This window comes from Streptomyces sp. NPDC054872 (assembly GCF_053610705.1).
The window spans coordinates 76,186-99,116 of record NZ_JBSGYY010000007.1; the positions used below are offsets into that span (position 1 = coordinate 76,186).

General features: G+C 70.0%; 22 protein-coding genes. 16 read left to right on the top strand and 6 right to left on the bottom strand.

The genetic code is table 11. The annotated features are described in order from the left end of the window. The first annotated feature begins 41 nt into the window (after nt 1-41). Nucleotides 42-866, top strand: a complete 825-nt coding sequence (locus tag ACWGIH_RS10910) for a potassium channel family protein (protein WP_453450868.1) — start codon at nt 42-44, stop codon at nt 864-866. On the opposite strand, the gene ACWGIH_RS10915 is transcribed toward ACWGIH_RS10910, so the two are convergent. Further along, the gene (locus tag ACWGIH_RS10915) at nt 847-1,275 is read right to left on the bottom strand and encodes a peptidase inhibitor family I36 protein (protein WP_453450896.1); all 429 of its coding nucleotides are present in this window, start codon (nt 1,273-1,275) and stop codon (nt 847-849) included. The two genes, ACWGIH_RS10910 and ACWGIH_RS10915, sit on opposite strands and share 20 nt — an antisense overlap. Nucleotides 1,276-1,450: 175 nt before the next feature. After that, nucleotides 1,451-3,061 carry an MFS transporter gene (locus ACWGIH_RS10920; RefSeq protein WP_453450867.1) on the bottom strand — a complete coding sequence of 537 codons (1,611 nt, stop codon included), beginning with the start codon at nt 3,059-3,061 and terminating at the stop codon, nt 1,451-1,453. Between the two features lie 203 nt (nt 3,062-3,264). Here ACWGIH_RS10920 and ACWGIH_RS10925 point away from each other — a divergent pair, with 203 nt between their 5' ends. The 7 genes from ACWGIH_RS10925 to ACWGIH_RS10955 all read left to right on the top strand — a co-directional run bounded on the left by ACWGIH_RS10925 (nt 3,265) and on the right by ACWGIH_RS10955 (nt 11,172). Then, on the top strand, nt 3,265-3,882 hold the full coding sequence (locus ACWGIH_RS10925) for a TetR/AcrR family transcriptional regulator (protein ID WP_453450895.1): 618 nt from the start codon (nt 3,265-3,267) through the stop codon (nt 3,880-3,882). Nucleotides 3,883-4,124: 242 nt separating this feature from the next. Further along, entirely contained in the window at nt 4,125-5,336 is a 1,212-nt protein-coding gene (locus tag ACWGIH_RS10930; RefSeq protein WP_453450866.1) for an alpha/beta hydrolase, read from the top strand. 75 nt (nt 5,337-5,411) lie between these two features. Next, entirely contained in the window at nt 5,412-6,284 is an 873-nt protein-coding gene (locus ACWGIH_RS10935; protein WP_453450865.1) for a DUF4429 domain-containing protein, read from the top strand. Between the two features lie 260 nt (nt 6,285-6,544). Then, on the top strand, nt 6,545-7,909 hold the full coding sequence (locus ACWGIH_RS10940; RefSeq protein ID WP_453450864.1) for a sensor histidine kinase: 1,365 nt from the start codon (nt 6,545-6,547) through the stop codon (nt 7,907-7,909). After that, nucleotides 7,906-8,577: a response regulator gene (locus ACWGIH_RS10945; RefSeq protein WP_453450863.1), complete on the top strand. Its 672-nt coding sequence runs from the start codon at nt 7,906-7,908 to the stop codon at nt 8,575-8,577. The genes ACWGIH_RS10940 and ACWGIH_RS10945 overlap by 4 nt, the downstream gene beginning before the upstream one ends. A 151-nt stretch (nt 8,578-8,728) precedes the next feature. After that, nucleotides 8,729-9,946 carry an alpha/beta hydrolase gene (locus tag ACWGIH_RS10950; protein WP_453450862.1) on the top strand — a complete coding sequence of 406 codons (1,218 nt, stop codon included), beginning with the start codon at nt 8,729-8,731 and terminating at the stop codon, nt 9,944-9,946. Further along, complete coding sequence (locus ACWGIH_RS10955) at nt 9,943-11,172, top strand: acyltransferase family protein (RefSeq protein ID WP_453450861.1); 1,230 nt, start codon at nt 9,943-9,945, stop codon at nt 11,170-11,172. Before ACWGIH_RS10950 ends, ACWGIH_RS10955 begins: the two co-directional genes overlap by 4 nt. Nucleotides 11,173-11,336: 164 nt before the next feature. Here the strand turns inward: ACWGIH_RS10955 and ACWGIH_RS10960 are convergent, their stop codons facing one another. Together ACWGIH_RS10960 and ACWGIH_RS10965 are read right to left on the bottom strand one after the other, a co-directional pair. Beyond that, entirely contained in the window at nt 11,337-12,278 is a 942-nt protein-coding gene (locus ACWGIH_RS10960; protein WP_453450893.1) for an aldo/keto reductase, read from the bottom strand. A gap of 128 nt (nt 12,279-12,406) precedes the next feature. Then, nucleotides 12,407-12,949 (bottom strand): MerR family transcriptional regulator, encoded by a 543-nt coding sequence (locus ACWGIH_RS10965; RefSeq protein WP_453450892.1) that lies wholly within the window; start codon nt 12,947-12,949, stop codon nt 12,407-12,409. A 268-nt stretch (nt 12,950-13,217) separates the two neighbouring features. Between ACWGIH_RS10965 and ACWGIH_RS10970 the strand changes: the two genes are divergently transcribed. Then, complete coding sequence (locus ACWGIH_RS10970) at nt 13,218-14,033, top strand: serine hydrolase domain-containing protein (RefSeq protein ID WP_453450860.1); 816 nt, start codon at nt 13,218-13,220, stop codon at nt 14,031-14,033. Nucleotides 14,034-14,359: 326 nt separating this feature from the next. Here the strand turns inward: ACWGIH_RS10970 and ACWGIH_RS10975 are convergent, their stop codons facing one another. After that, the gene (locus ACWGIH_RS10975) at nt 14,360-15,019 is read right to left on the bottom strand and encodes a pirin family protein (RefSeq protein ID WP_453450891.1); all 660 of its coding nucleotides are present in this window, start codon (nt 15,017-15,019) and stop codon (nt 14,360-14,362) included. A gap of 188 nt (nt 15,020-15,207) precedes the next feature. Here ACWGIH_RS10975 and fasR point away from each other — a divergent pair, with 188 nt between their 5' ends. From fasR to fabF, 5 genes are all read left to right on the top strand, one after another. After that, nucleotides 15,208-16,347, top strand: a complete 1,140-nt coding sequence (gene fasR / locus ACWGIH_RS10980; protein ID WP_361822989.1) for a fatty acid biosynthesis transcriptional regulator FasR — start codon at nt 15,208-15,210, stop codon at nt 16,345-16,347. An 89-nt stretch (nt 16,348-16,436) separates the two neighbouring features. After that, nucleotides 16,437-17,384 carry an ACP S-malonyltransferase gene (locus tag ACWGIH_RS10985; RefSeq protein WP_453450859.1) on the top strand — a complete coding sequence of 316 codons (948 nt, stop codon included), beginning with the start codon at nt 16,437-16,439 and terminating at the stop codon, nt 17,382-17,384. Between the two features lie 17 nt (nt 17,385-17,401). After that, nucleotides 17,402-18,433, top strand: a complete 1,032-nt coding sequence (locus ACWGIH_RS10990) for a beta-ketoacyl-ACP synthase 3 (protein ID WP_453450858.1) — start codon at nt 17,402-17,404, stop codon at nt 18,431-18,433. Nucleotides 18,434-18,531: 98 nt separating this feature from the next. Continuing rightward, complete coding sequence (locus tag ACWGIH_RS10995; protein ID WP_249590117.1) at nt 18,532-18,783, top strand: acyl carrier protein; 252 nt, start codon at nt 18,532-18,534, stop codon at nt 18,781-18,783. 70 nt (nt 18,784-18,853) lie between these two features. Continuing rightward, a complete protein-coding gene (gene fabF, locus ACWGIH_RS11000) occupies nt 18,854-20,116 on the top strand; it encodes a beta-ketoacyl-ACP synthase II (protein WP_453450857.1) in 1,263 nt (420 codons plus the stop codon). Nucleotides 20,117-20,188: 72 nt separating this feature from the next. Here fabF and ACWGIH_RS11005 read toward each other — a convergent pair whose 3' ends face one another. Further along, entirely contained in the window at nt 20,189-20,683 is a 495-nt protein-coding gene (locus tag ACWGIH_RS11005) for a DUF3145 domain-containing protein (RefSeq protein WP_453450856.1), read from the bottom strand. Between the two features lie 302 nt (nt 20,684-20,985). Here ACWGIH_RS11005 and ACWGIH_RS11010 point away from each other — a divergent pair, with 302 nt between their 5' ends. After that, nucleotides 20,986-21,912, top strand: a complete 927-nt coding sequence (locus ACWGIH_RS11010; RefSeq protein WP_453450855.1) for an SGNH/GDSL hydrolase family protein — start codon at nt 20,986-20,988, stop codon at nt 21,910-21,912. 31 nt (nt 21,913-21,943) lie between these two features. Next, nucleotides 21,944-22,930: an aldose epimerase family protein gene (locus ACWGIH_RS11015; RefSeq protein WP_453450854.1), complete on the top strand. Its 987-nt coding sequence runs from the start codon at nt 21,944-21,946 to the stop codon at nt 22,928-22,930. The last annotated feature ends 1 nt before the right edge of the window (nt 22,931 follow it).

Sequence of the window (22,931 nt, forward strand, 5' to 3'; positions counted from 1 at the left end):
GGTGGCTCCCGCCGCCCTCCGGCGTTTCCTACGATGCGCGCATGGAAGCGCCGGAAATGCACCCACCCGCACAGGTCCGCTGGGAGCGACGCACCCAGAATCCGCTGCTCGTGCTCGCGGTGGCCTTCGCCGTCGCCTACGCCGTGCCCATCGTGGTGCCCGACGCGAGCAAGAGCGTCGGAATCACCTGCACGGTGGTGGAGTGGATCGTCTGGGCTTCGTTCGCCGTCGACTATCTCGTACGCCTCTACCTCACCGACCATCGCAAGCGGTTCGTCCGCTCGCACTGGCTCGACCTCGGTGCTGTCCTCCTCCCCATGTTGCAGCCGTTGCGGTTGCTGCGGCTGGTCTCGACTCTGCTGCTGGTCGGGCGCCGGGCCCGGATGGCGCCGCAGATTCAGCTGACGACCTATGTAGCCGGTGCTGTCGTGGGCCTCCTCATGTTCGGTTCGCTGGCCGTTCTTTCGGTGGAGCGGGAGTCACCGAACGGCAATATCAAGACCCTTGGCGACGCGGTGTGGTGGTCCTTCACCACGATGACCACCGTCGGCTACGGCGATCACGCGCCGACGACCGGGCTCGGCCGCATACTCGCGGTCGGCCTGATGCTGTCGGGCATCGCGCTTCTGGGTGTGGTCACCGCCAACATCGCGGCCTGGTTCATCTCGCGCTTCGACCGGGACAACGTCGAGGAGCGGCGCCAGACAGCGGCGATCGAGGCGCTGACGACGGAAGTGCGAGCCCTGCGGGCCCAGGTGACGGCACTGTCGGCCGGGGCGGAGCCTGGCGCGGCGGGTGCGGGGGCGGCTACCGCTCCGGCCGATGATGCTCCTCAGGTGCCTCCGGTCAGGTCTCCCAGACCTTGAACGCCCGTACGCGATAGGGCGATTCGGGAACCCAGGTACCGCCCCCCGGATAGGTGTCGAACTCGCCCGTCTCTCCGCACTCCGCGGATTGGTACGTGGTGACCGGCCGGCCCGTGCGATTGGCGAGGGCTTGAGCGCTGCCCCCCTCCGGCAGCGCTACACAGCTCTCGATGTCGATCTCGGACAGCTCGTACGTCTGTCGGGCTCCTTTGAACTTCACCTTGCCCCATAGGCAGAGCTCCCCCGGCCCGCACCCGGCGAGCATGGGTGGCGCGGCGGCCCCGGCGTGCTTCGCGGGCGTCGCGAGGTCGACCTGTGCGGCCGGTGCCATGGCTCCGGCCTGTGCGGGGGCGAGGATCACTGTGGCGAGCGCGGCCGCGGCGAGGGTCGTGGGCATGGTCGTACGCATCTGCATCAACTCCCGTGTCGTGTGGATCACTTGCCAGAACTGTGACCCACTCGCTAGCTCCGTCGGAAGGGGTACGGATGTGCGTCACCCAGATAGGCGAAAGCCCCCCAGTTGAACCCTGAGGGGCTTTCCCTGATGCGTGCCGATGCGGGCGCGCCGATGGATGTGACCGCGGCTAGATGTGCCCGACTCCCGCGCCCGCGTCGGCGTTGGCGCCTCGCTTGGTCGCCGTGGCGACCACGGCCGCGACGACCGCGACGACACCGGCGACGGTGAAGGCCAGGCCCATGCCGGACACGAAGGTCTCATGCGCGACCGAGGTGATCGCCTCGGCGACCGGTTCCGGCGTCTTCGGCGGGACCGGGGCCCCGCCCATCTCGATGGCGGCGGACGCCTGGTCGAGCTGGTCCGGGGTCATGGGCGGAAGCTTGGCGTCCGCCCAGTTCGCGGGAAGGTCCGCGTCGACCCGGGAGGCCATTACCGCGCCGAGCACCGCCGTGCCGAGCGCGCCGCCGACCTGCATGCCGGCCTGCTGGAGGCCGCCCGCCACACCGGAGAGCTCCAACGGGGCGTTGCCGACGATGACCTCGGTGGCTCCCACCATCACGGGCGCGAGGCCGAGACCGAGCAGACCGAGCCAGAGCGACATCGGCAGCGTCGCGGTGTCCGTCGTCATCGTGGACATGCCGAACATCGCGACGGCCGTGGCCACCATGCCGCCGACGAGCGGGACGCGCGGGCCGAACTTGGTGATGAGCGCGCCGGCGATCGGCGAGGCCACGATCATCATGGCTGTCAGCGGCAGGAGGTGCAGACCGCTGTCGACCGGGCTCATCCCGTGCACGTTCTGCAGGTAGAACGTGACGAAGAACAGGCCGCCCATGAAGGCGAAGGCCATGAGGACCATGAGCACCACGCCCGCGGACAGCGGGATGGACTTGAACATGCCCAACGGGATGAGCGGCTCCTTGACCTTCGTCTCCCAGAAGGCGAAGAGCACGAAGAGAACCACGGCACCCGCGAGGAAGAGCAGCGTCGTGGATCCGCCCCAGCCCCACTCCGAGCCCTTGATGAGGGCCAGGATCAGCGCGAACATGCCGCCCGACAGCAGGACGATGCCAGGGATGTCGAAGGACTTCGGCGCGTTCTCCGCGCGGTGGTCCTTGAGGATCACCAGGCCGAGGACGAGCGCGATGACGCCGACCGGCACGTTGATGAAGAACACCGACTGCCAGCTGACGTGCTCGACGAGCAGGCCGCCGACGATGGGGCCACCCGCGGTCGAGGCGCCGATGACCATGCCCCAGATGCCGATCGCCATGTTCAGCTTCTCGGCCGGGAAGGTGGCGCGCAGCAGGCCGAGCGCGGCCGGCATGAGGAGGGCTCCGAAGAGGCCCTGGAGCACACGGAAGGCGACGACCAGGCCGACGCTGCTGGAGAACCCGATGGCACCCGAGGCCACGGCGAAGCCCGCCACGCCTATCAGGAAGGTCTGCCGGTGTCCGAACCGGTCACCGAGCTTGCCGGCGGTGATCAGCGCGACGGCGAGCGCGAGCAGGTAGCCGTTGGTGATCCACTGGACGCCGGCCATCGAGGTGCCGAGGTCCTTGGCGATGGCCGGGTTGGCGATCGCCACGATGGTGCCGTCCAGGGCGACCATCATCACGCCGATCGCGACGGAGAAGAGCGTCAGCCAAGGGTGGCCGCGGAGCCCCTTGGCCGGGGCCGGAGCGGACGACGGTTCCGGCTCCTTGTCCGCCTTGTCGACGGTGATCTGACTAGTCATGTGTTCGAGGCTAGTGTCAGTCGCTGACAGTTGACAAACCAATTCACAAGTCGGTAACTGTCACGTAGCTCACAGGTAGGGTGAGCTGGTCGGAACGGTGGAAAGAGGGCCATGGCGTGAGGACCGAGCAGCGCGCGGCGGACCCCGCGAAACCGCAGGCCGAGACCTCCGGAGACCTCTCCGTCGAGCCCTCTCGGCCCGGCCTGCGCGAGCGCAAGAAGCAGCGCACTCGTGACGCGCTCCTGCGCGCGGCGCTCGAGCTCTTCACGACCAAGGGGTTCGAGGAGACGACGGTCGACGAGATCGCCGAGGCGGTCGACGTCTCTCAGCGCACATTCTTCCGGTACTTCACCAACAAGCAGGAGACCGCCTTCGCCGTACAGGAGATGGTGGAGCGGCGGTTCGTGGAGACGCTGCGCGAACGCCCCGCCGACGAAACACCGTTCGTGGCGCTGCGCGGGGCCGTCCTCGGAGCCTGGGACGCCATGGGGCGATCCATCGAAGAGGTCGTCCCGGTCGAACTTCACATGCGGACCTACCAGATGATCGAGTCCACCCCTTCCTTGCTCGCCGCCCACCTGCGCCGCTCCATCGAGATGGAGGAGGAGATCGCGTGCGTGATCGCCGAGCGTGAGGGGCTCGACCTGGAGACGGACCCCCGACCGCGCGTGGTGGTGGCCGCTTTCAGCGGTGTGATGCGCGTGACCGGGCGACTGTGGGGTGCGGGCGAGGACTCGAGCGTGGAATCGATCCGCGCGATCACCGAGACCTATCTCGACCATCTGGGCCCCGCGTTGACTGAGAACTGGCGCTCGAAGTAATACTGCGCGCGCTGTCGGCGAGCCACCCGCCGGGTCGACCCTCGAACAAATCAGCACGTTGGGTAACCGATTGATGCACCGTCAGTAACGTTGCGGACGGGCGCGCAGCGCATTTGCGGCATCTACAGAGCGTGACGAAAGCGCCCAAAGTGCGCCCGCTATGCCTCAATTACCCCAGTGGAAACGTGATCTGCCTCACCCGGTGCACGGTAGGCATCACGATTCTCCTAGGGTGTTCCGTAGTGACTTCCTTCGACTCCTCCCCTCAACTCAACGCCTGGCGCGCACTGCTTGCGCTCGCCGTCGTGTTCGTCATGCTGGCGACCACGGGCTGGACCGCGGTGCGCCACCACAAGGACGCCGCATCGCCGCTCGCTGCCTCGCTCTCCGCCTGGGAGCGCGGGCACATCGGTGGCCGGGCCCTGCCGGACGCCGGCTCCCCGGCCGGCAAGCTCGCCCATTTCTTCGCGTCGCTCAACACGCAACAGCGCACCCGCCTCGCCACCCGCTATCCCCTTGCGGTCGGCAACATGAACGGTGCGCCCGTAGGGCTGCGATATCGCGCGAACCACATCGCACTCGGGCAAGCACGCAAGACCGAACGAGAGCGCATGCACGACAAGCGGCTCTCCTCTCTCGGGCAACAGGAGGCGGAGCGCAGAATGAAGCGCTTCGGCGTGATGATGCACCCGGGTCGACAGGTGTTGTCCTTCGATCCCATGGGGTCGGGCCGCATCGCCGAGGTCTTCGGCGACCTCGACCGGGCCTCCAGGGTGTCGGTCGTGGTGCCGGGCGTGGACACGAACGTGCTGACCTTCGAGCGGACGAACCGCAAGTACTCTGCGCCTGTCGGCATGGCCAAGGCCCTGTACGGCGCGGAGCGCTCCGCGAGCCCACGCGCGCGTACCGCCGTGATCGCCTGGGCCGACTACACCGCGCCTGTCGGACTCGGTGTGGACGCCGCCACGTCCATGCGCGCGGATGACGGCGCGATCCGGCTCAACTCCCTGGTCCGTGCTCTGCCGGGGCACTCACCGGTAGCGCTGTACTGCCACAGCTACGGCTCGGTGGTGTGTGGGGTCGCCGCACGACAGCTGCCCTCCCGCGTTTCCGACATCGCGGTCGCGGGCAGTCCCGGCATGCGCGCGGACACGGCGACCCAGCTGGGCACAGGTGCCCGGATCTGGGCCACAAGGGACGGCGACGACTGGATCCAGGATGTGCCAAACATGGAGGTCGGCGGGCTCGGCCACGGTGCTGACCCCGTCTCCCGGGACTTCGGCGCGCGGGTGCTCTCCGCACGCGGCGCTATCGGCCACACCGGCTATTTCGAGCCGGGCACGGAGAGCCTCAAGAACTTCGCCGACATCGGCATCGGTTCGTACCGCTCGGTGCGGTGCGCTAGCGCGGATGACACCTGCCGGAAGGAATTTTCCGGCGCAACAGTGGCCTGACGCGCGTAGAAATCGACAAAACAGCGGCACGCCGCAGGAGGGACGGAGGCGCGCGTGCCGCCTACGATGAGCCGCATGGGTGACGTACTGGCCGGATTTCATGCCGCCTGGGAGTTCGAGTCCGACTCCGTGCTCATCCGCTTCGAACGGGGGATCCGCACGCCGAAGCTCCTTCAGGCGCTCGGCGAACGCCGCATCCCCCACGAGGCGATCGCGGCGGTGACACTGACTCCTGGCAAGCGCGGGACGGTCGTCCTGCACGCTGTGCCGAGACCGGGGGCCGATCCACTGATGGAGGCGGCCGCGGGCCAGCTCAAGGACGGCTCCGACCCGTACCGACTCGTGCTGCCCGCCGAGCGGGAGACGCTTGCCGAGTACTACGCGGACGAGCTGCGGGCCCAGCTCACGGAGGGCGACTGCGGGCCTCCGGACCGCTACCTGGTGGCAGCGCCGGAGACTCCGCTGCAGTTCAAGGCGTACGACGGGAAGGCGTCCTTCGACGGCAAGTCGGTGGCCTTCCGGTGGTTCTGGACGGGTGCTTCCTCCGCGAAGTGGAAAGCCGGCGACCAGAGCTTCCTGCTCACGGACCTGAGCGGCGTCGAGTGGCGCTCCCCCGAGGTATTCGAGGGCCATCTGCGGCTGCTGCGCCGTGAGACACCGATCGCCCAGCCCGCGCAGGCGGACCAGGACCCCGCGGCCGTCGTATTCGGCCTCGGGTATGGGCCGGTGCACGAATCACTGCCGTTCGCGGCTTCGGTTCTCGCCGCGGTGCGGTCGTCGGGCCCGGCCCTGACGCCCGGCACGGTCCCCGCCAACGCTCCGGTGGCCCGTCGCGACCCGGCGGACATCGCGGAGCGCATCCGGCACCTCGGTGAGTTGCACCAGTCCGGTCTGCTCACGGACGAGGAATTCACCATGAAGAAGGCCGAGCTGCTGGCGGAGCTGTGATCTGGTCGAGCTGCCGTTCGGTGGGGCTACCGACCTGCGGGGCTCGCCCGGCGGGGCTTTCGACCGGCGGAGTTCGCCCGGCGGAGTTCGCTCGGCGGGGCTGTCGACCGGCAGAGCAGTCGTTCGGCGAAACCGTGGGATCCCCGCCCCGGTCATACCTGGGTATCGCGGGAGGCCCGGTTCATACCTGGGTATGAGGTGCAGGTCAGCTCCGCGGTACGACGGCGCGGGGCGTGCTTCTTGCCTACGCTGATCAGGCCATGAGCAGCGCATCGACACCACCGGACCAGGACCCCCGCCCACCGGCCACCGAGCCGGACGGACGCCGGGGCGCTTCTCGGCGTGCGGCCGCGGGTGTTCGTGAAGGGCTCGGCAGGGCAGGGGCCTTCCTCTCGACGCCCGCGGGGCGGGCGGAACCACTCCTCGCGCGGGCGCCCAGGCGCTGGGTGCGGCTGCTCCCCTTGATCATCGCGCTGGGCTTCGTCGCGGCGCTCATCCCGATCACCACTCAGGTGCTGACGAACGACTACGGGGTGGGCGGCGGGCTGGCGGGCGCCCTGGGGGTCGCCCAGGCGGCGCCGCTGCTGCTGGCGGTCAGCCGTCCGTTGGCCGCCTGGTGCATCATCATCGTCGCGGACGTCCTCGGGGCGATCGTGACGCTGTCCATGGGTGACGACCGCCCCGCCCCATGGACGGCCATGATCGTCGTGGGTTACGTGGTCGTATGCCTGCTGCTGTCCCTACGCGAGAGTCGCCGCACCCTCCTGGGGATCTGGCTGGTCACCGTCGTCGTGAGTCTCGTCCTGGGTGCGTTCCGCGACGACGGCAGCCAGGACACCAGCGTGCTCCTCATCGTGCTGAGCGGTGTCGCGCTGCTGCTCGGCGCGCTGCTGCGCGAGCGCGGTGACGCACAGCGCAGGCTCGTCGAGCAGGAGACCATCAGCGAGGCCGAGCGCGCCCAGCGCACGCTCCTGGAGGAACGAGCGCGCATCGCACGGGAGTTGCACGACGTCGTCGCTCACCACATGTCCGTGATCACAGTCCAGGCCGATTCCGCGCCCTATCGCCTCGACGGCCTCCCGGACTCGGCGCGCGAGGAGTTCGGGAGCATCGCGGCGAGCGCCCGCGAATCCCTCACCGAGATGCGGCGGTTGCTCGCCGTGCTGCGCAGCGAGGACACACCTGGCGAGCGGTCCCCGCAGCCCGGGCTCAGCCGACTGCCGCATCTGGTGGAGGCCACGGCGCGTGCCGGCATACCGATCGATCTGTCGCGTCCTGAGCTGTCGGTGCTCACCGAGCTGGCCGACGTCACCCCGGCCGTCGACCTGTCCGCCTACCGCATCGTCCAGGAAGCCCTGTCGAACGTGATGCGGCACGCGCCGGGAGCACGCACCACCATCACCGTGACCCTGGACGAGGAGCATCTGCTGATCCTCGTGGTGAACGGCCCGCCCGCCGAAGCACCCGACTCGTTGGAGCACAGCGGCACAGGTCACGGACTCGTCGGCATGCGCGAACGCGTACGGTTGGTCGGCGGCACGGTCGACACCGGGCCGCTGCCCGACGGCGGTTTCCGTGTGGCGGCCCAACTCCCACTCCTCAAGAAGGAATCCGGCACCGCATGACCATCCGCGTGATCATCGTCGATGACCAGAACATGGTGCGGGCCGGCTTCGCCGCACTCCTTGCGGCCCAGAGCGACATCGACGTCGTGGGCGAGGCACCGAACGGCAAGGCGGGTGTCGACGTCAGCCGCAAGACCCACCCCGATGTCGTCCTGATGGATGTCCGGATGCCGGAGATGGACGGACTCAACGCGGCACGTGCCCTGTTGGACCCACCGCCCGGAGTGGTGCACGTGCCGAAGGTGCTGATGCTCACCACCTTCGACGTGGACGACTACGTGTACGAGGCGCTGCGCGCCGGGGCATCGGGGTTCCTCCTCAAGGACGCCCCGCCCGCCGATCTGATCTCGGCGGTGCGCGTGGTGGCGGCAGGCGATGCACTGCTCGCTCCGTCCGTGACCCGTCGTCTGATCACGGACTTCGCCAAGCAGCGGCCGCGCACCGACCAGTCGCTGCGACTGAACGGCCTGACGGCGCGTGAGACCGAGGTTCTGGCGTTGATCGCGCGCGGCCTGTCCAACCAGGAGATCGCCGAGCGTCTGGTCCTCGCCGAGCAGACCGTGAAGACCCATATCGGCAAGGTGCTGTCCAAGTTGGACCTGCGGGACCGCGCACAGGCCGTGATCTTCGCCTATGAGTCAGGGCTGGTCACCCCCGGAGAGCAGTAGAGCCCTCTTCCCCATACCGGGGTATGAGCTGCACATACCCCGGTACGACCTGCAAGTTGGCTCCCCAGTGTGAGGTGCCGACGGGCACCGCCTCCCTACTTTTCCCCTCGTCACGCCAGAGCGTGCGACGAGTTGGGGAGGGAGACGGGCCATGCGCCTTCGTTCTTGGAAAGCCCGCGGGAGCTGGAAGACCCGCAGCAAGCGGACACTGATCGCCGCGGCACTCACGACGACGATCGTGACAGGTACGACCGGCTGGGCGGTCGGCAATGAGCAGCAGCCGCTCACGGGCCCACCGCCGGGCACACAGGCCTGGCGGGCGGACGATACGTGGGGGGTCCGGCTGCCTGATCCGGCGGCCACGGCCCCCGCCAGGGTCGCCGCGTTCTTCGACTCGTTGAGCGAGGCACAGCAGCACAGGCTGGCCGCACGGCACCCCTCGGTCGTCGGCAACCTGGACGGCGTCCCGACCCCTCTGCGCTTCGAGTCCAACTCCCTTGCTCTCAAGGCCGAGCGCGCCCGTGAGCAGGCCCGCCAGCGCGACCCGAGTCTCACCCCGCAGGACCATGAGCGCTCCCGATCCCTCGTCGCGCGATACGAGGAACTGCTGAGCCCGGGCCGGCAGATACTCGCCTTCGATCCGCGGGGAAGAGGTCAAGTTGCCGAGGTGTACGGGGACTTGGCGAAAGTCCGGCATGTATCCGTTGTCGTGCCGGGCTCGGACATAGACCTGAGCACCTTCGACCGCGCGAACGACGAGTACGGCACACCGGCCGGGATGGCGCGCTCCCTGCACGCTGCGGCGGGCGACGATACGGCCGTGGTGGCTTGGGTCGGATACACCACCCCGGTCGGCATCGGCCCCGACGCCGCGACGGGGCGGCTCGCGGAGGCGGGTGCGCCACGGCTCGCACGGTTCGTGCAGGGGCTGGCGGCGACCGGCGCCCCACGCCCCGCCGTGTTCTGCCACAGCTACGGCTCGGTGGTGTGCGGCCTGGCGGCCCCCCGACTCCCGGCGTCCGACCTGGTGGTGCTCGGCTCCCCCGGCATGCGCGCGGACAGCGTGGCCGAGCTGCGGACCTCCGCCCGCGTGTGGGCGGCCAAGGACGACAGCGACTGGATCGGTGACGTGCCGAACGTCGAACTGTTCGGCCTCGGACATGGCGAGGATCCGGCTGATCCGGGGTTCGGCGCCCGACGCGTTCCAGCGGAGCGAGCCGAGGGACACACCGGCTACTTCGCCCCGGGGACGGACTCCCTTCGGGCCTTCGCCGCCATCGCGGGGACGGCTGGCCCCGACAACCCCGATATCGGCACCGACGGAAGTGCGCCTTCCGCCGAAACCCGCCCCACCGGAGAGCGGCCATGAGCCTCAACGCACTGACGAACCTGCGCAGGACGGCTTCGGCGATCGACGCCAAGACACCCGCGCATCGCGATCGGGCCATAGACGGGCTGCGGGCGCTCGCCCTGCTCGCCGTGCCGACCGGGCACTGGCTGCTCGGCGGATTCACGCTCGACGGGGACGGCGCACTGCACAACGCGAGCCCTTTGGAGTCGTTCGGCTTCTTCGCGCCGCTGAGTTGGGTGCTGCAGATGCTCGGCATCTTCTTCTTGGTGGGCGGCTATGCCTCCGTCCTGTCGTACCGACGGGCGGCGGCGCGCGGGGAGTCGACGAGGCGCTGGCTTCACGGGCGCGTGGCGCGCCTCGGACGTCCGGTCCTCGGCGTGACGGCGGTCTGGGCCGCGTTGATCCCCGTGCTGTACGCGATGGGGGTGCCGGGCACGACTCTGCGCTCGGGGTCCACGCTGGTGATACAGCCGCTGTGGTTCGTAGGGATCTATGCGGTGATCACCGCGCTCACCCCCTGGTGCATCAAGGCGGCCGAACGGCTCGGCGCCTGGGCCGCGGCCCCGCTGCTCGGATCGGTCGCCGTCGTCGACTTCTTGCGCTACGGCCCGCTCGGGGACGCGATGCCGTCCTGGCTGAGTCTCTTGAATCTGCTGCCCGGCTGGATGTTCGCCTATCAACTGGGCGTCAGTTGGGGCGAGAGGAAGTTGGGCAGGCGCGGTGCGTGGTTGCTGCTCGTCGGAGGGGCAGCCCTCTTCGCGACCCTGCTCTTCGTCTTCCACTACCCGGCGTCCATGGTGGGTGTCCCGGGCGAGGCCCGGACGAACTCCCACCCGCCGTCGCTACTGGTCCTGGCCCTGGCCGCCGCGCAGAGCGGTGCGGCGATCCTGCTGCGGGACCGTATCGGCAAGTTGCTGCGCAGGCCCGTCCTGTGGGCGCCGGTGGTGGTGATCAACCTGTCGGCGATGACGATCCTTTGCTGGCACCAGACCGCAATGCTCGCGGCGGCCGTGCCCGGTTCGTTCCTCGCCGGCACGGTGCCCGGGCTGACGGCGGACCCGGACACCTGGGCCTGGATAGCCGCCCGGATCGCCTGGCTCCCGGTCTTCGGAGGGTTCTTGCTGCTGATAGGCCGCTACACCCGCGGCTTCGAGTCCCCATGGAAGCGAGCCACACCCCCGCGAAGGGCGCTCGCCGGGCTCTTGGCGGCCGGGTTCGCGGTGTTCGCCCTGGGGCTGGCGTGAAGGGCCGGATCGGCCACCCCAGAGGGGCGGGCACCCGTCGGGGGTGGCCCGTCCGAGGGGCGGGTCTGCTCCCCCCTTGGGGTGGCCAGTCCGAGGAGGGGCCTGAGCCCTTCGGGTTGGCCCACCCGAAGACGGGGCCGCACCTCGGAGTGGCCGACCCGTTGCTACTCGCGGCCCGCCGAAGTGAAGGTCATGTCGGCGTAGCGGTCGCCTGCTACCTGGGTGGCGATGGGGTTGAGGAGAGCGAGGTCGGAGGGGGTGAGTTCGAGGTGGGTGGCTGCGGTGTTCTCCTCGACTCGGGTGCGCTTGCGGGTGCCGGGGATGGGGACAACGGCCAGTCCGTGGACCTGGGCCTGCTGCTGGACCCAGGCGAGGGCGACCTGGCCGAGGCTCGCGCCATGGGCTTCGGCGACGGTGCGGACGGGGTCGAGGAGGGCCGCGTTGGCGGCGGCGTTGTCACCCGTGAAGCGGGGCTGCTGGCGGCGGAAGTCGTCCTTGCCGAGTTCCTTGTCGGCGCTGACGAACGAGCCGGTGAGGAAGCCACGGCCGAGCGGGGAGTAGGGGACGAGGGCGACGCCGAGTTCGGCGGCGACGGGGACCACGCCCTGCTCGATGTCACGGCTGAAGAGCGACCACTCCGACTGGAGGGCGGCGATGGGATGGACGGCGTGGGCGGCGCGGAGTTCGGGGCCGGTGACCTCGCTGAGGCCGAGGTGCTTGACCTTGCCGGCGGCGACTAGTTCGGCCATCACGCCGACTGTTTCCTCGATCGGGACCTGGGGGTTGCGGCGGTGCATGTAGTAGACGTCGATGACGTCCACGCCCAGGCGCTGCAGGCTGGCGTCGACGCAGGCGCGGATGTAGGCGGGGTCGTTGTTGATGATCCGCTTGGTCGAGTCGTTCGGGTCGATGGCCAGGGCGAACTTGGTGGCGAGGACGACCTCGTCGCGGTGGGCCTTGAGGAAGGGGGAGAGGAACTTCTCGTTCTCACCGGCGGCGTAGGCGTCGGCGGTGTCGCAGAAGGTGACGCCCAGTTCGAGGGCTCGCTCCAGGGTTGCCCGGGCCTCTTCGGCGTCGGTGGGGCCGTAGGCGAAGCTCATGCCCATGCAGCCGAGTCCCTGGACGCCGACTTCGGGGCCGCCTGTGCCGAGCTGCACCTTGGAGATCGGCTGGGACGCCCCGCCGAGGGGTCCGGTCGTCGTGGGGGGCTTGGGTGTCTCTGAGGTCATCGGTTTCAGTGCCTCTCCGACGCCGGGCGGGCGTCAGCGTAAAAGTTGATCTTGTAGTCGAGCACGGCGAGCGTGTCCTGCAGCTCCGCTATGCGGGTGCGGACGTCACGGCGGGTCTGTTCGAGGAGCTCGTGGCGCTCGGTGAAGGTGTGGTCGCCCTCGCGCACCAGCTCGGCGTAGCGGACCATGTCCGCCACCGGCATGCCGGTCAGGCGGAGCTTGCCGACGAAGGAGAGCCAGTCCAGGTCGCGGTTGCGGTAGCGGCGCTGGCCCGTGTGGGAGCGGTCGATGTGAGGCATCAGGCCGATCCGCTCGTACCAGCGCAGGGTGTGCGCGGTCAGGCCGATGAAGGCGACGACCTCGCTGATCGTGTAGTGGTCCTGCCCGTACGGGCGGGGGTGCGTGGTGGGTGCCGAGGCACAGGCGTCGACCCCGATGCCGGTGCCAGTGCCGATGCCGGTGCCAGCTCCAGGGCCGGTGCCGGTGCCGGTCCCGGTGTCGGCGGGGCCTTCGGTGCTGCCGGTGGGGCCTGGGGGTGCTTCGGTCACGGCCTGCGCGGGGCCCTTTGTGCGGGTGGTCTCGGTCTCCATCACCGTCATGACCACCACGCTAGAACCTTGGAGTGCGCTCTAAGCAAGCGGAACCAGGAGGAAATATGTGACGGAAACAAACCCACGGGGATCGGGGGACGCGGCTTCCCGCGGGGGCCACGGTATTGGCCACGGTACCGATCACCCTCGTGCGCTCCGCTCGGCTTCGTGCGCGAGCCTGACCCCTCGATGCGGCTGAGCGTGTAGGGCGCATAGGCTCGTACGCATGCAGAGCCTGGCGTTGATCGAGAACTGGCCGGTCCCCACCGCTGCCGCCGCCGTCGTGCGCGCGGACGGCACGGTCGTCGGGACGCACGGACCCACCGGGCACCGTTTCGCACTCGCTTCGGTCACCAAACCGCTGGCGGCGTATGCGGTGCTGGTGGCGTACGAGGAGGGGGCGGTCGAGCTCGATGAGCCCGCCGGGCCCGAGGGTTCGACCGTGCGGCATCTGCTGGCGCACACCAGTGGTCTCGCGTTCGACGAGCACCGGGTGATGGCGCCCGCCGGGACGCGGCGGCTGTACTCGAACGCGGGGTTCGAGGTGCTCGGGGATCACATCGCCAAGGCGACGGACATCCCCTTCGGGGAGTATCTGCGGCAGGCCGTGCTGGAGCCGCTCGGGATGACGTCCACCACGCTCGACGGAGGGGCTTCGCCCGCCAAGGACGGCGTGTCCACCGTCGACGACCTGGTGAAGTTCGCCGCCGAGGTGCAGGCTCCGCGGTTGCTCGACGCGCGGACCGTGGCCGAGGCGATGTCCGTGGCGTATCCGGGGCTCAAGGGTGTGCTTCCCGGGTACGGGCACCAGAGTCCCAACGACTGGGGGCTCGGGTTCGAGATCCGGGACTCGAAGTCGCCGCACTGGACCGGGAGTTCCTCGTCGCCGCGGACGTTCGGGCACTTCGGACAGGCCGGGACGTTCCTCTGGGTCGATCCCGATGCGGGGGCGGCGTGTGTCGCCCTGGCGGATCGGGCGTTCGGGCCGTGGGCCGCCGAGGCATGGCCTCCGTTCACGGACGCGGTGCTCTCCGAGCTCTGAGGGGCGTTCGCGCGGCCCTTGCGGGGTCGCAGCCTCGCCGTGCCCGTCAGGAGCCCGGTGCCTGCCACCGCTGTGCGCACACTGGCGCCGCGCACGCCAGAGCGCCGCGCCTGCCTCCGCCAGCGCCTCGCGCACGCTACCGCCGCGCCTGCCTCCGCCGTGCGCGCACGCTAGCGCCCGCCCGCCGCCGCTACCGCTGTGCGCCCGCGTGCCCGCCGTACCCACCCACGCCACCCGCGCCGCCCATACCGCCCAAGCGACCCAAGCCGCCACGTCACCCAAGCCACCCAACCGGCACGACCGCCCACACCCGGCGGAAGCGGCACTCAGCCCGTCATCTCCCAGACCAGCAGTTCCGCCGTGCCTCCGGATCCCGCTACCGCCTCCAAGCCCTCACCGGCCGTGATGCGGGCCGCGTCGCCCGGGGTCAGGGTTTCGTCGGCCACGTGGACTTCGCCGCGTACGACGTGGACGTACGCGAAAGGGGTGTCCGGGATGGCGGTGCGCTCGCCCGGGGCGAGTCTGCGGACGTGCAGGAGGGCGCCCGCGGCCGGGACGGCGTACGGAGTCGAGTCCGCGATGCCGTGGACCACCTCGTAGGCCGGGTCGCCGCCGGGACTGAGCGGGGAGAGCCACATCTGCACGAAGACCAACGGGTCGCCGCCGTCATTGCGTTCCACATGTCGGACGCCACCGGCCGCGCTCAGGTGCTGGACGTCCCCCGGTCCGACGGTCGACTCGTGCCCTGTCGTGTCGCGGTGCGTCAGTTCGCCCTCGACCACCCAGGTCACGATCTCGGTGTGGCTGTGCGGGTGTTCGTCGAAGCCCGCGCCGGGCGCCAGATGCTCTTCGTTGCAGGCCAGGACCGCACCGAAGCGGAGGTTGTCCGGGTCGTAGTGCGGCCCGAAGGAGAAGGCGTGGAAGGTCTCGATACCGGCGCCGGGCTCCCCGCCGCGGTACCGATCGCCGGAGCGCCGTACATCAATCACACACCCCACGTTAGACCCGGCACCGCACACCCCCGTCCCGATAAGGCAGTCTTGTCCCCGTGCCCGAACCCTCTGCGAACGAAGCCCGCCAGGACGCCCATCAGGCAGCCCACGAGGAAGCCGCACGCCACGAGGAAGCCGCTCGTCAGGACGCGCACCGGAAGGCTCACGCGCACTCAGCCACGCTGAAGCGCCTCGAACAGTCATCCGGCAGCCTCGCGGCGCAGGCCATCGCGCGCATGGACGAGACGCTGTCCTGGTACCGGGCGATGCCTCCGGAGAACCGCTCCTGGATCGGACTGGTGGCGCAGGCAGGTATCGCCGCCTTCACCGAGTGGTTCCGCCACCCCGACGCCCCCCAGGCCATCTCCACCGACGTCTTCGGCACCGCCCCCCGCGAGCTGACCAGGGCGATCACCCTGCGCCAGACCGTGGAGATGGTGCGTACGACGATCGAGGTGATGGAGTCCGCGGTCGACGAGATCGCGGCTCCTGGAGACGAATCCATCCTGCGCGAGGCGCTCCTCGTGTACGCCCGCGAGATCGCCTTCGCCACGGCGCAGGTCTACGCGCAGGCCGCCGAGGCACGCGGTGCCTGGGATGCCCGCCTCGAGTCGCTGGTCGTGAACGCCGTGCTCTCCGGGGAGGCCGACGAAGGGGCCGTGTCCCGTGCCGCCGCGCTCGGCTGGAACTCCCCCGAGCACGTCTGCGTCGTCCTCGGCACCGCGCCCGACGGCGACAGCGAGCTCACCGTCGAGGCCATCCGCCGCGCCGCGCGGCACGCCAAGCTGCAGGTCCTGACCGGTGTGCTCGGCGACCGTCTGGTCGTCATCGCGGGCGGCAGCGATAATCCGTTGCAGGTCGCCAAGGGTCTGATCGGCCCCTACGCGGCCGGGCCCGTCGTCGCCGGGCCCATCGTCCCCGACCTGCTGGCCGCCACCCGGTCCGCGCAGGCCGCGGCCGCCGGGCTCAAGGCCTGTGCCGCCTGGCAGGACGCCCCGCGCCCTGTCCTGGCGGACGATCTCCTGCCGGAGCGCGCGATCGCGAGCGATCCCGCCGCGCGCGAGCAGTTGGTGGAGGAGATCTACAGACCACTGGAGGAAGCCGGCTCCGCGCTCCTGGAGACGCTCAGCGTCTATCTGGAACAGGCCAGCAGTCTCGAAGGCGCCGCCCGGATGCTCTTCGTGCACCCCAACACCGTGCGCTACCGGCTGCGACGTGTGACAGACGTCACCGGCTGGTCACCCTCCGATGTTCGCTCCGCATTCACACTGCGGATCGCGCTGATCCTGGGACGTCTGGCCGACGGAGATCTCCAACCGTAGGTTTTTGTCGGGCCTCTACAATTCCCCCAGCGGTTCTTCGTCCCTGTCCCCACGGGCGGCTTCCACCGTCCACAAGAGAGAGTGTGAGAGTGCTCGTACTCGTCGCTCCCGGCCAAGGCGCTCAGACGCCCGGCTTCCTGACTCCCTGGCTCGATCTCCCCGGCGCGGCCGACCGCATCGGTGCGTGGTCGGACGCCATCGGGCTCGACCTTGCCCACTACGGCACGCAGGCCGACGCGGACGCGATCCGCGACACCGCCGTGGCCCAGCCCCTCCTGGTGGCCGCCGGCCTGCTGTCCGCCGCGGCACTCAGTGACGCCCTCGCCGCGAACAAGCCCGGCGCGGTCGCGGGACACAGCGTCGGCGAGATCACCGCCGCCGCGTACGCCGGTGTGCTCACCGAGGAGGCCGCGCTCGGCCTCGTGCGCAAGCGGGGTCTGGCCATGGCCGACGCCGCCGCGATCACGGAGACCGGCATGGCGGCGCTGCTCGGCGGCGACCCCGAGGTCACCATCCCGCACCTGGAGAAGCTCGGCCTGACGCCGGCGAACGTGAACGGCGCCGGCCAGATCGTCGCCGCCGGCACCGCCGAGCAGATCGCGGCGCTCGCCGAGGACAAGCCCGAAGGCGTCCGCCGCGTCGTACCGTTGAAGGTGGCGGGCGCGTTCCACACGCACCACATGGCACCCGCGGTCGCCACACTCGAAGAGGCCGCCAAGGCCCTCGACCCGGCCGACCCGAAGCTGACGTACGTCTCGAACCGCGACGGCCAGGCCGTGACGACCGGCGCGGACGTCGTGTCCCGCCTGGTCGGCCAGGTGGCCAACCCGGTGCGCTGGGACCTCTGCATGGAGACGTTCAAGGACCTGGGCGCCACGGCGCTGATCGAGCTGTGCCCCGGTGGCACGCTGACCGGCCTCGCCAAGCGCGCCCTGCCCGGGGTGCGGACGGTGGCCCTCAAGACCCCCGACGACCTCGACGCCGCATCTGAGCTCATCGCCGACACCGCATCCGCCGCCGACGCGGCGGGTGCCTGAGAAGGAGCCAGGAGAGCATGTCGAAGATCAAGCCCAGTAAGGGCGCCCCGTACGCGCGCATCATGGGTGTCGGTGGCTACCGCCCGACCCGTGTCGTGCCCAACGAGGTGATCCTCGAGACGATCGACTCGTCCGACGAGTGGATCCGCTCCCGCTCCGGCATCGCGACCCGCCACTGGGCCTCCGACGAGGAGACCGTGGCCGCGATGTCCGTCGAGGCCTCCGGCAAGGCGATCGCCGACGCCGGCATCACCCCGGAGCAGATCGGCGCGGTCGTCGTCTCGACCGTCTCGCACTTCAAGCAGACCCCGGCCATCGCGACCGAGATCGCGGACAAGATCGGCGCGGGCAAGCCCGCCGCCTTCGACATCTCCGCCGGCTGCGCGGGCTTCGGCTACGGCCTGACGCTCGCCAAGGGCATGATCACCGACGGCTCCGCGGAGTACGTCCTGGTCATCGGCGTGGAGCGGCTGAGCGACCTGACCGACCTCGAGGACCGCGCGACGGCCTTCCTGTTCGGTGACGGCGCGGGCGCCGTGATCGTCGGCCCGGCCACCGAGCCGCAGATCGGTCCCACCGTCTGGGGCAGCGAGGGCGACAAGTCCGAGACCATCAAGCAGACCGTCGCGTGGAACGACCTGCACGTCGGCGATGTCTCGAAGCTGCCGCTCGACAGCAAGGGCAACATCAAGTTCCCTGCGATCACGCAGGAGGGCCAGGCGGTCTTCCGCTGGGCCGTGTTCGAGATGGCGAAGGTCGCCCAGCAGGCGCTGGACGCGGCCGGAATCACCGCGGACGACCTGGATGTCTTCATCCCGCACCAGGCCAACGAGCGGATCATCGACTCGATGGTGAAGACTCTGAAACTGCCGGAACACGTCACGGTCGCCCGTGATGTGCGCACCACCGGCAATACGTCGGCAGCCTCGATCCCGCTCGCGATGGAGCGGCTCCTGGCCACCGGCGAGGCGAAGAGCGGCGACACCGCGCTCGTCATCGGCTTCGGGGCGGGTCTCGTGTACGCCGCCACGGTCGTTACCCTCCCCTAGGCATCACGTCCGGATCATCCGATCCGTACGGCTGTAAACCAACCTGCCGCTGCCGCGGCGGGCGCCACACCCTCTGGATACATAGAAGGAGCGCCAACATGGCCGCCACTCAGGAAGAGATCGTCGCCGGTCTCGCCGAGATCGTGAACGAGATCGCCGGCATCCCGGTCGAGGACGTCCAGCTGGACAAGTCCTTCACCGACGACCTGGACGTCGACTCGCTGTCCATGGTCGAGGTCGTCGTCGCCGCCGAAGAGCGCTTCGACGTCAAGATCCCGGACGACGACGTCAAGAACCTCAAGACGGTCGGCGACGCGACCAGCTACATCCTCAAGCACCAGGCCGCCTGACCAGGCTGCTCTGCTGTCGCCACCCGGCGGTGGCGCCGCTGATCCCCTCAACACCGTGGAGAATTTTCCTGTGAACTCGACCAATCGCACCGTGGTCGTCACCGGTATCGGCGCAACCACACCGCTGGGTGGCGACGCAGCCTCGACCTGGGAAGGTCTGCTCGCGGGCCGTTCCGGTGTACGCCTCCTCGAGCAGGACTGGGCGGCCGAGCTTCCGGTCCGTATCGCGGGCCAGATCGCGGTCGAGCCGGGCGAGGTCATTCCCCGTCCGCAGGCCCGCAAGCTGGACCGTTCGGCGCAGTTCGCGCTGATCGCGGCCAAGGAGGCCTGGGCCGACGCGGGTTACACCGCGAAGGCCGGCGAGGACACGTCCGTCGACCCGCACCGCCTGGGCGCGGTCATCGCCTCCGGCATCGGCGGCGTGACCACCCTGCTCGACCAGTACGACGTGCTCAAGGAGAAGGGCGTACGCCGCGTCTCCCCGCACACCGTGCCGATGCTCATGCCCAACTCGCCGGCGGCCAACGTCGGTATCGAGCTGGGCGCCCACGCGGGTGTGCACACCCCCGTGTCGGCGTGCGCCTCGGGCGCCGAGGCCATCGGCTACGCCATCGAGATGATCCGCACCGGCCGCGCCGACGTCGTCGTCGCGGGTGGCACGGAGGCGGCGATCCACCCGCTGCCGATCGTCGCGTTCGGCAACATGATGGCGATGTCCAAGAACAACGACGACCCGCAGGGCGCCTCGCGTCCCTACGACGTCGACCGCAACGGCTTCGTGCTCGGCGAGGGCGCCGGCGTGATCGTCCTCGAGTCCGAGGAGCACGCCAAGGCCCGCGGCGCGAAGATCTACGCGGAGGCCGTCGGCCAGGGCATCTCGGCCGACGCCCACCACATCACGCAGCCCGAGCCGTCCGGCAACGGCATCGCGGCGGCGCTGCAGAACCTGATCGACAGCACGGACCTCAAGCCCGCCGAGATCGTGCACGTGAACGCGCACGCGACCTCGACGCCGCAGGGTGACGTCGCCGAGATCAAGGCGCTGCGCAAGGCGTTCGGCGACGACGTGGACCACATGGCGATCGCCAGCACGAAGTCGATGACCGGTCACCTGCTCGGTGGCGCGGGCGGCGTGGAGACCGTGGCCACGGTCCTCGCGCTGAAGCACCGCATGGCCCCGCCGACGATCAACATCGAGAACCTCGACCCCGAGGTCGACGCGGACGTCATCCGTGACGAGGCCCGCGCACTGCCCGAGGGCAGGATCGCGGCGCTGAACGACTCGTTCGGCTTCGGCGGCCACAACGTGGTGCTCGCGTTCAGGACCGTCTGAGCGGTCACCCGTAAGTGACGAAGGGCCCCCACCGCTCGGTGGGGGCCCTTCGTCGTACGAGTGGGAGCTCCGTCAGACGACCTGGTGCAGCCAGCGAACCGGGGCGCCCTCGCCCGCGTACCGGAAGGGCTCGAGCTCGTCGTCCCAGGGCTTGCCGAGCAGCTTGGCCAGCTCGCCCTCCAGGTCGCTCTCGCCGCCCTGGGAGCGGGCCAGTGCGGCGCGCAGGCGGTCCTCCGGGATCAGGATGTCGCCGTGCATGCCGGTGACCGCGTGGAAGATCCCGAGTTCGGGCGTGGCGCTGTAGCGCTCGCCCTCGGCCGTGGGGCACGGCTCGGAGGTGACCTCGAAGCGCAGCAGCTGCCAGCCGCGCAGGGCTGAGGCGAGCTTGGACGCGGTGCCCACCGAGCCACGCCAGGAGAACTCGGATCTCCAGCTGCCGGGCGCCGCGGGCTGCCTGATCCAGTCGAGGTTGACGCGCGCGCCGAGTACGCCCGCGACTGCCCATTCGACGTGCGGACACAGCGCGCGCGGCGCGGAGTGCACGTAAAGAACTCCACGTGTCGTCACCGGGACCTCCAGTGTGGGTCGAGGTTCGCCTTCCCCAGCGGCCTCGCGCCCGTGCCGAGCGTTGTCGCCCTGAATTCGGGAAACTCCCGAAAACGGGACAGATGTGACGTGATGTAATTTAGCGGAACCGGAAGAGCAGGGTGCCACTGGGTGGCGAGGCTACCGTGCGGCGGAACAAGGAGTGTGACGTACGGTCGGTCCCAAGGCCAGGAATCGCCCAGGCTTCACCCGGCCGGGGGGCTGCGGGGGTGCGGTCGGCCTACGGCAGTGGATCGGTCTACGGCAACAGAGGGGGACCCGGGATGCGAAACCGAAGGCACCGCTCGCGTGCCGCCGTCGCCATGGCGACGGCGGTTCTTCTTGGCGCCACCGCGCTCACGGCGTGTGACGCCTCCGGCGGCGACTCCCCCGCGCCCCAGGGACCATCGGCGCAGAAGCCGTCCCCCAAGCCCACCCCGATCTGGGACACGAGCCCGGACTCCCTCGCGGCCGTCGGCGACTCCATCACCCGCGGTTTCGACGCCTGCTCGGTGCTCGCCGACTGCCCCGAGGCGTCCTGGGCGACCGGCACGGACTCCGAGGTGCGCAGCCTCGCCACCCGGCTCCTGGGCGAGGAGCGGGCCGCCGGGCACAGCTGGAACTACGCGAAGACCGGTGCCCGGATGGCGGACCTCCCCGCACAGGTCGAGCAGGCCGCGGCCGAGCGGCCCGAGCTGATCACGGTGATGGCGGGCGCGAACGACGCGTGCCGGCCCACCGCGGATTCCATGACGCCGGTCGCCGAGTTCCGCGCGGACTTCGAGAAGGCGATGCGCACGCTGCGGCGCGAGCTTCCCAAGACCCAGGTGTACGTGACCTCCGTGCCGGACCTGAAGCGGCTCTGGTCCCAGGGGCGCACGAACGCGCTGGGCAAGCAGATCTGGAAGCTGGGCATCTGCTCCTCGATGCTGGCGGACCCGGACGCGCGGGACGCGGCGGCGACACAGCGACGGGACCGTGTGCAGAACCGCGTGGTCGCGTACAACGACGTGCTCAAGGACGTGTGCGTCAAGGACCTGCGCTGCCGGTACGACGGCGGGGCGGTCTTCGACTACCGCTTCGACGGCGACCAGTTGAGCCGCTGGGACTGGTTCCACCCCAGCAAGGACGGCCAGTCGCGGCTCGCCGAGTTGGCCTATCGGCAGGTGAAGGCCAAGAACCCCGGTCATCCCGCAGCTCCCGGGGCCTGAGGCCGCCGCTGCCCGGCGTAGGGTCGCGATCATGCGCAGTGAACTCTTCGGGGCACTCCCCGACGGCACGCCCGTCCATCGCTGGACCCTGGAAAGGGGCGGGGTGCGGGTACGCGTCCTGACGTACGGCGGGATCATCCAGTCGGCGGAAGTTCCCGACCGGTCGGGGCGGCGCGAGCCGGTGGCGCTCGGCTTCGACGGCCTCCAGGGCTATCTCGACCATCCGGGACCGTACTTCGGGGCGCTGGTGGGCCGGTACGCGAACCGGATCGCGGGCGGCGAGTTCACGCTCGACGGGCGGACGTACCGCTTGGCGCGGAACAACGAGCCCAACGCGCTGCACGGCGGCACGGCCGGTTTCGACAAGCGGGTGTGGGAGGCGACGGAGGTCGAGCACGGCGTGCGGCTCTCCCGGGTGAGTCCGGACGGCGAGGAGGGCTTTCCCGGGCGCCTCGCGGTGTCGGTGACGTACGCGCTGGACGCGTCGGGCGCGCTGCGGATCTCGTACGAGGCGACGACGGACGCCCCCACGGTCGTGAACCTGACCAACCACACGTACTGGAACCTCGCGGGCGCCGGACGCGGCAGCGCGTGCGGCCACGAGCTGCGGATCGCGGCGGAGCGCATCACGCCGACGGACGGGTCGCAGATTCCCACGGGGGTGTACGAGGACGTCGACGGGACGCGGTTCGACTTCCGCCGGGCACGGAAGGTCGGGGCCGGGATCGACCACAACTACGTGCTCGACAAGGGGCTCACCGCGCGGCCGGCCGAGGTGGCCGAGCTGAGCGATCCGGCGTCCGGGCGCGTGCTGACCGTGGCGACGACGGAGCCAGGACTTCAGCTGTACACGGCGGACCACTTCGAGGAACCGCTGCCGTTCGCCCCCGGGGACGGGGTCGCGCTGGAGACGCAGCACTTCCCCGACTCCCCCAACCGGCCGGAGTTTCCCGGCACGGTGCTGCGGCCGGGTGGGGTGTACGAGTCGGAGACGGTGTACGGCTTCGCGGTTCGCTGAG

What these genes read in the sequence shown, in the direction of transcription:
- ACWGIH_RS10910 (WP_453450868.1), top strand. Translation starts at nt 42, where the DNA reads ATGGAAGCGCCGGAAATGCACCCACCCGCACAGGTCCGCTGGGAGCGA.
- ACWGIH_RS10915 (WP_453450896.1), bottom strand. Translation starts at nt 1,275, where the DNA reads ATGCGTACGACCATGCCCACGACCCTCGCCGCGGCCGCGCTCGCCACA.
- ACWGIH_RS10920 (WP_453450867.1), bottom strand. Translation starts at nt 3,061, where the DNA reads ATGACTAGTCAGATCACCGTCGACAAGGCGGACAAGGAGCCGGAACCG.
- ACWGIH_RS10935 (WP_453450865.1), top strand. Translation starts at nt 5,412, where the DNA reads ATGGGTGACGTACTGGCCGGATTTCATGCCGCCTGGGAGTTCGAGTCC.
- ACWGIH_RS10940 (WP_453450864.1), top strand. Translation starts at nt 6,545, where the DNA reads ATGAGCAGCGCATCGACACCACCGGACCAGGACCCCCGCCCACCGGCC.
- ACWGIH_RS10945 (WP_453450863.1), top strand. Translation starts at nt 7,906, where the DNA reads ATGACCATCCGCGTGATCATCGTCGATGACCAGAACATGGTGCGGGCC.
- ACWGIH_RS10950 (WP_453450862.1), top strand. Translation starts at nt 8,729, where the DNA reads ATGCGCCTTCGTTCTTGGAAAGCCCGCGGGAGCTGGAAGACCCGCAGC.
- ACWGIH_RS10955 (WP_453450861.1), top strand. Translation starts at nt 9,943, where the DNA reads ATGAGCCTCAACGCACTGACGAACCTGCGCAGGACGGCTTCGGCGATC.
- ACWGIH_RS10960 (WP_453450893.1), bottom strand. Translation starts at nt 12,278, where the DNA reads ATGGGCATGAGCTTCGCCTACGGCCCCACCGACGCCGAAGAGGCCCGG.
- ACWGIH_RS10970 (WP_453450860.1), top strand. Translation starts at nt 13,218, where the DNA reads ATGCAGAGCCTGGCGTTGATCGAGAACTGGCCGGTCCCCACCGCTGCC.
- ACWGIH_RS10990 (WP_453450858.1), top strand. Translation starts at nt 17,402, where the DNA reads ATGTCGAAGATCAAGCCCAGTAAGGGCGCCCCGTACGCGCGCATCATG.
- ACWGIH_RS10995 (WP_249590117.1), top strand. Translation starts at nt 18,532, where the DNA reads ATGGCCGCCACTCAGGAAGAGATCGTCGCCGGTCTCGCCGAGATCGTG.
- ACWGIH_RS11010 (WP_453450855.1), top strand. Translation starts at nt 20,986, where the DNA reads ATGCGAAACCGAAGGCACCGCTCGCGTGCCGCCGTCGCCATGGCGACG.
- ACWGIH_RS11015 (WP_453450854.1), top strand. Translation starts at nt 21,944, where the DNA reads ATGCGCAGTGAACTCTTCGGGGCACTCCCCGACGGCACGCCCGTCCAT.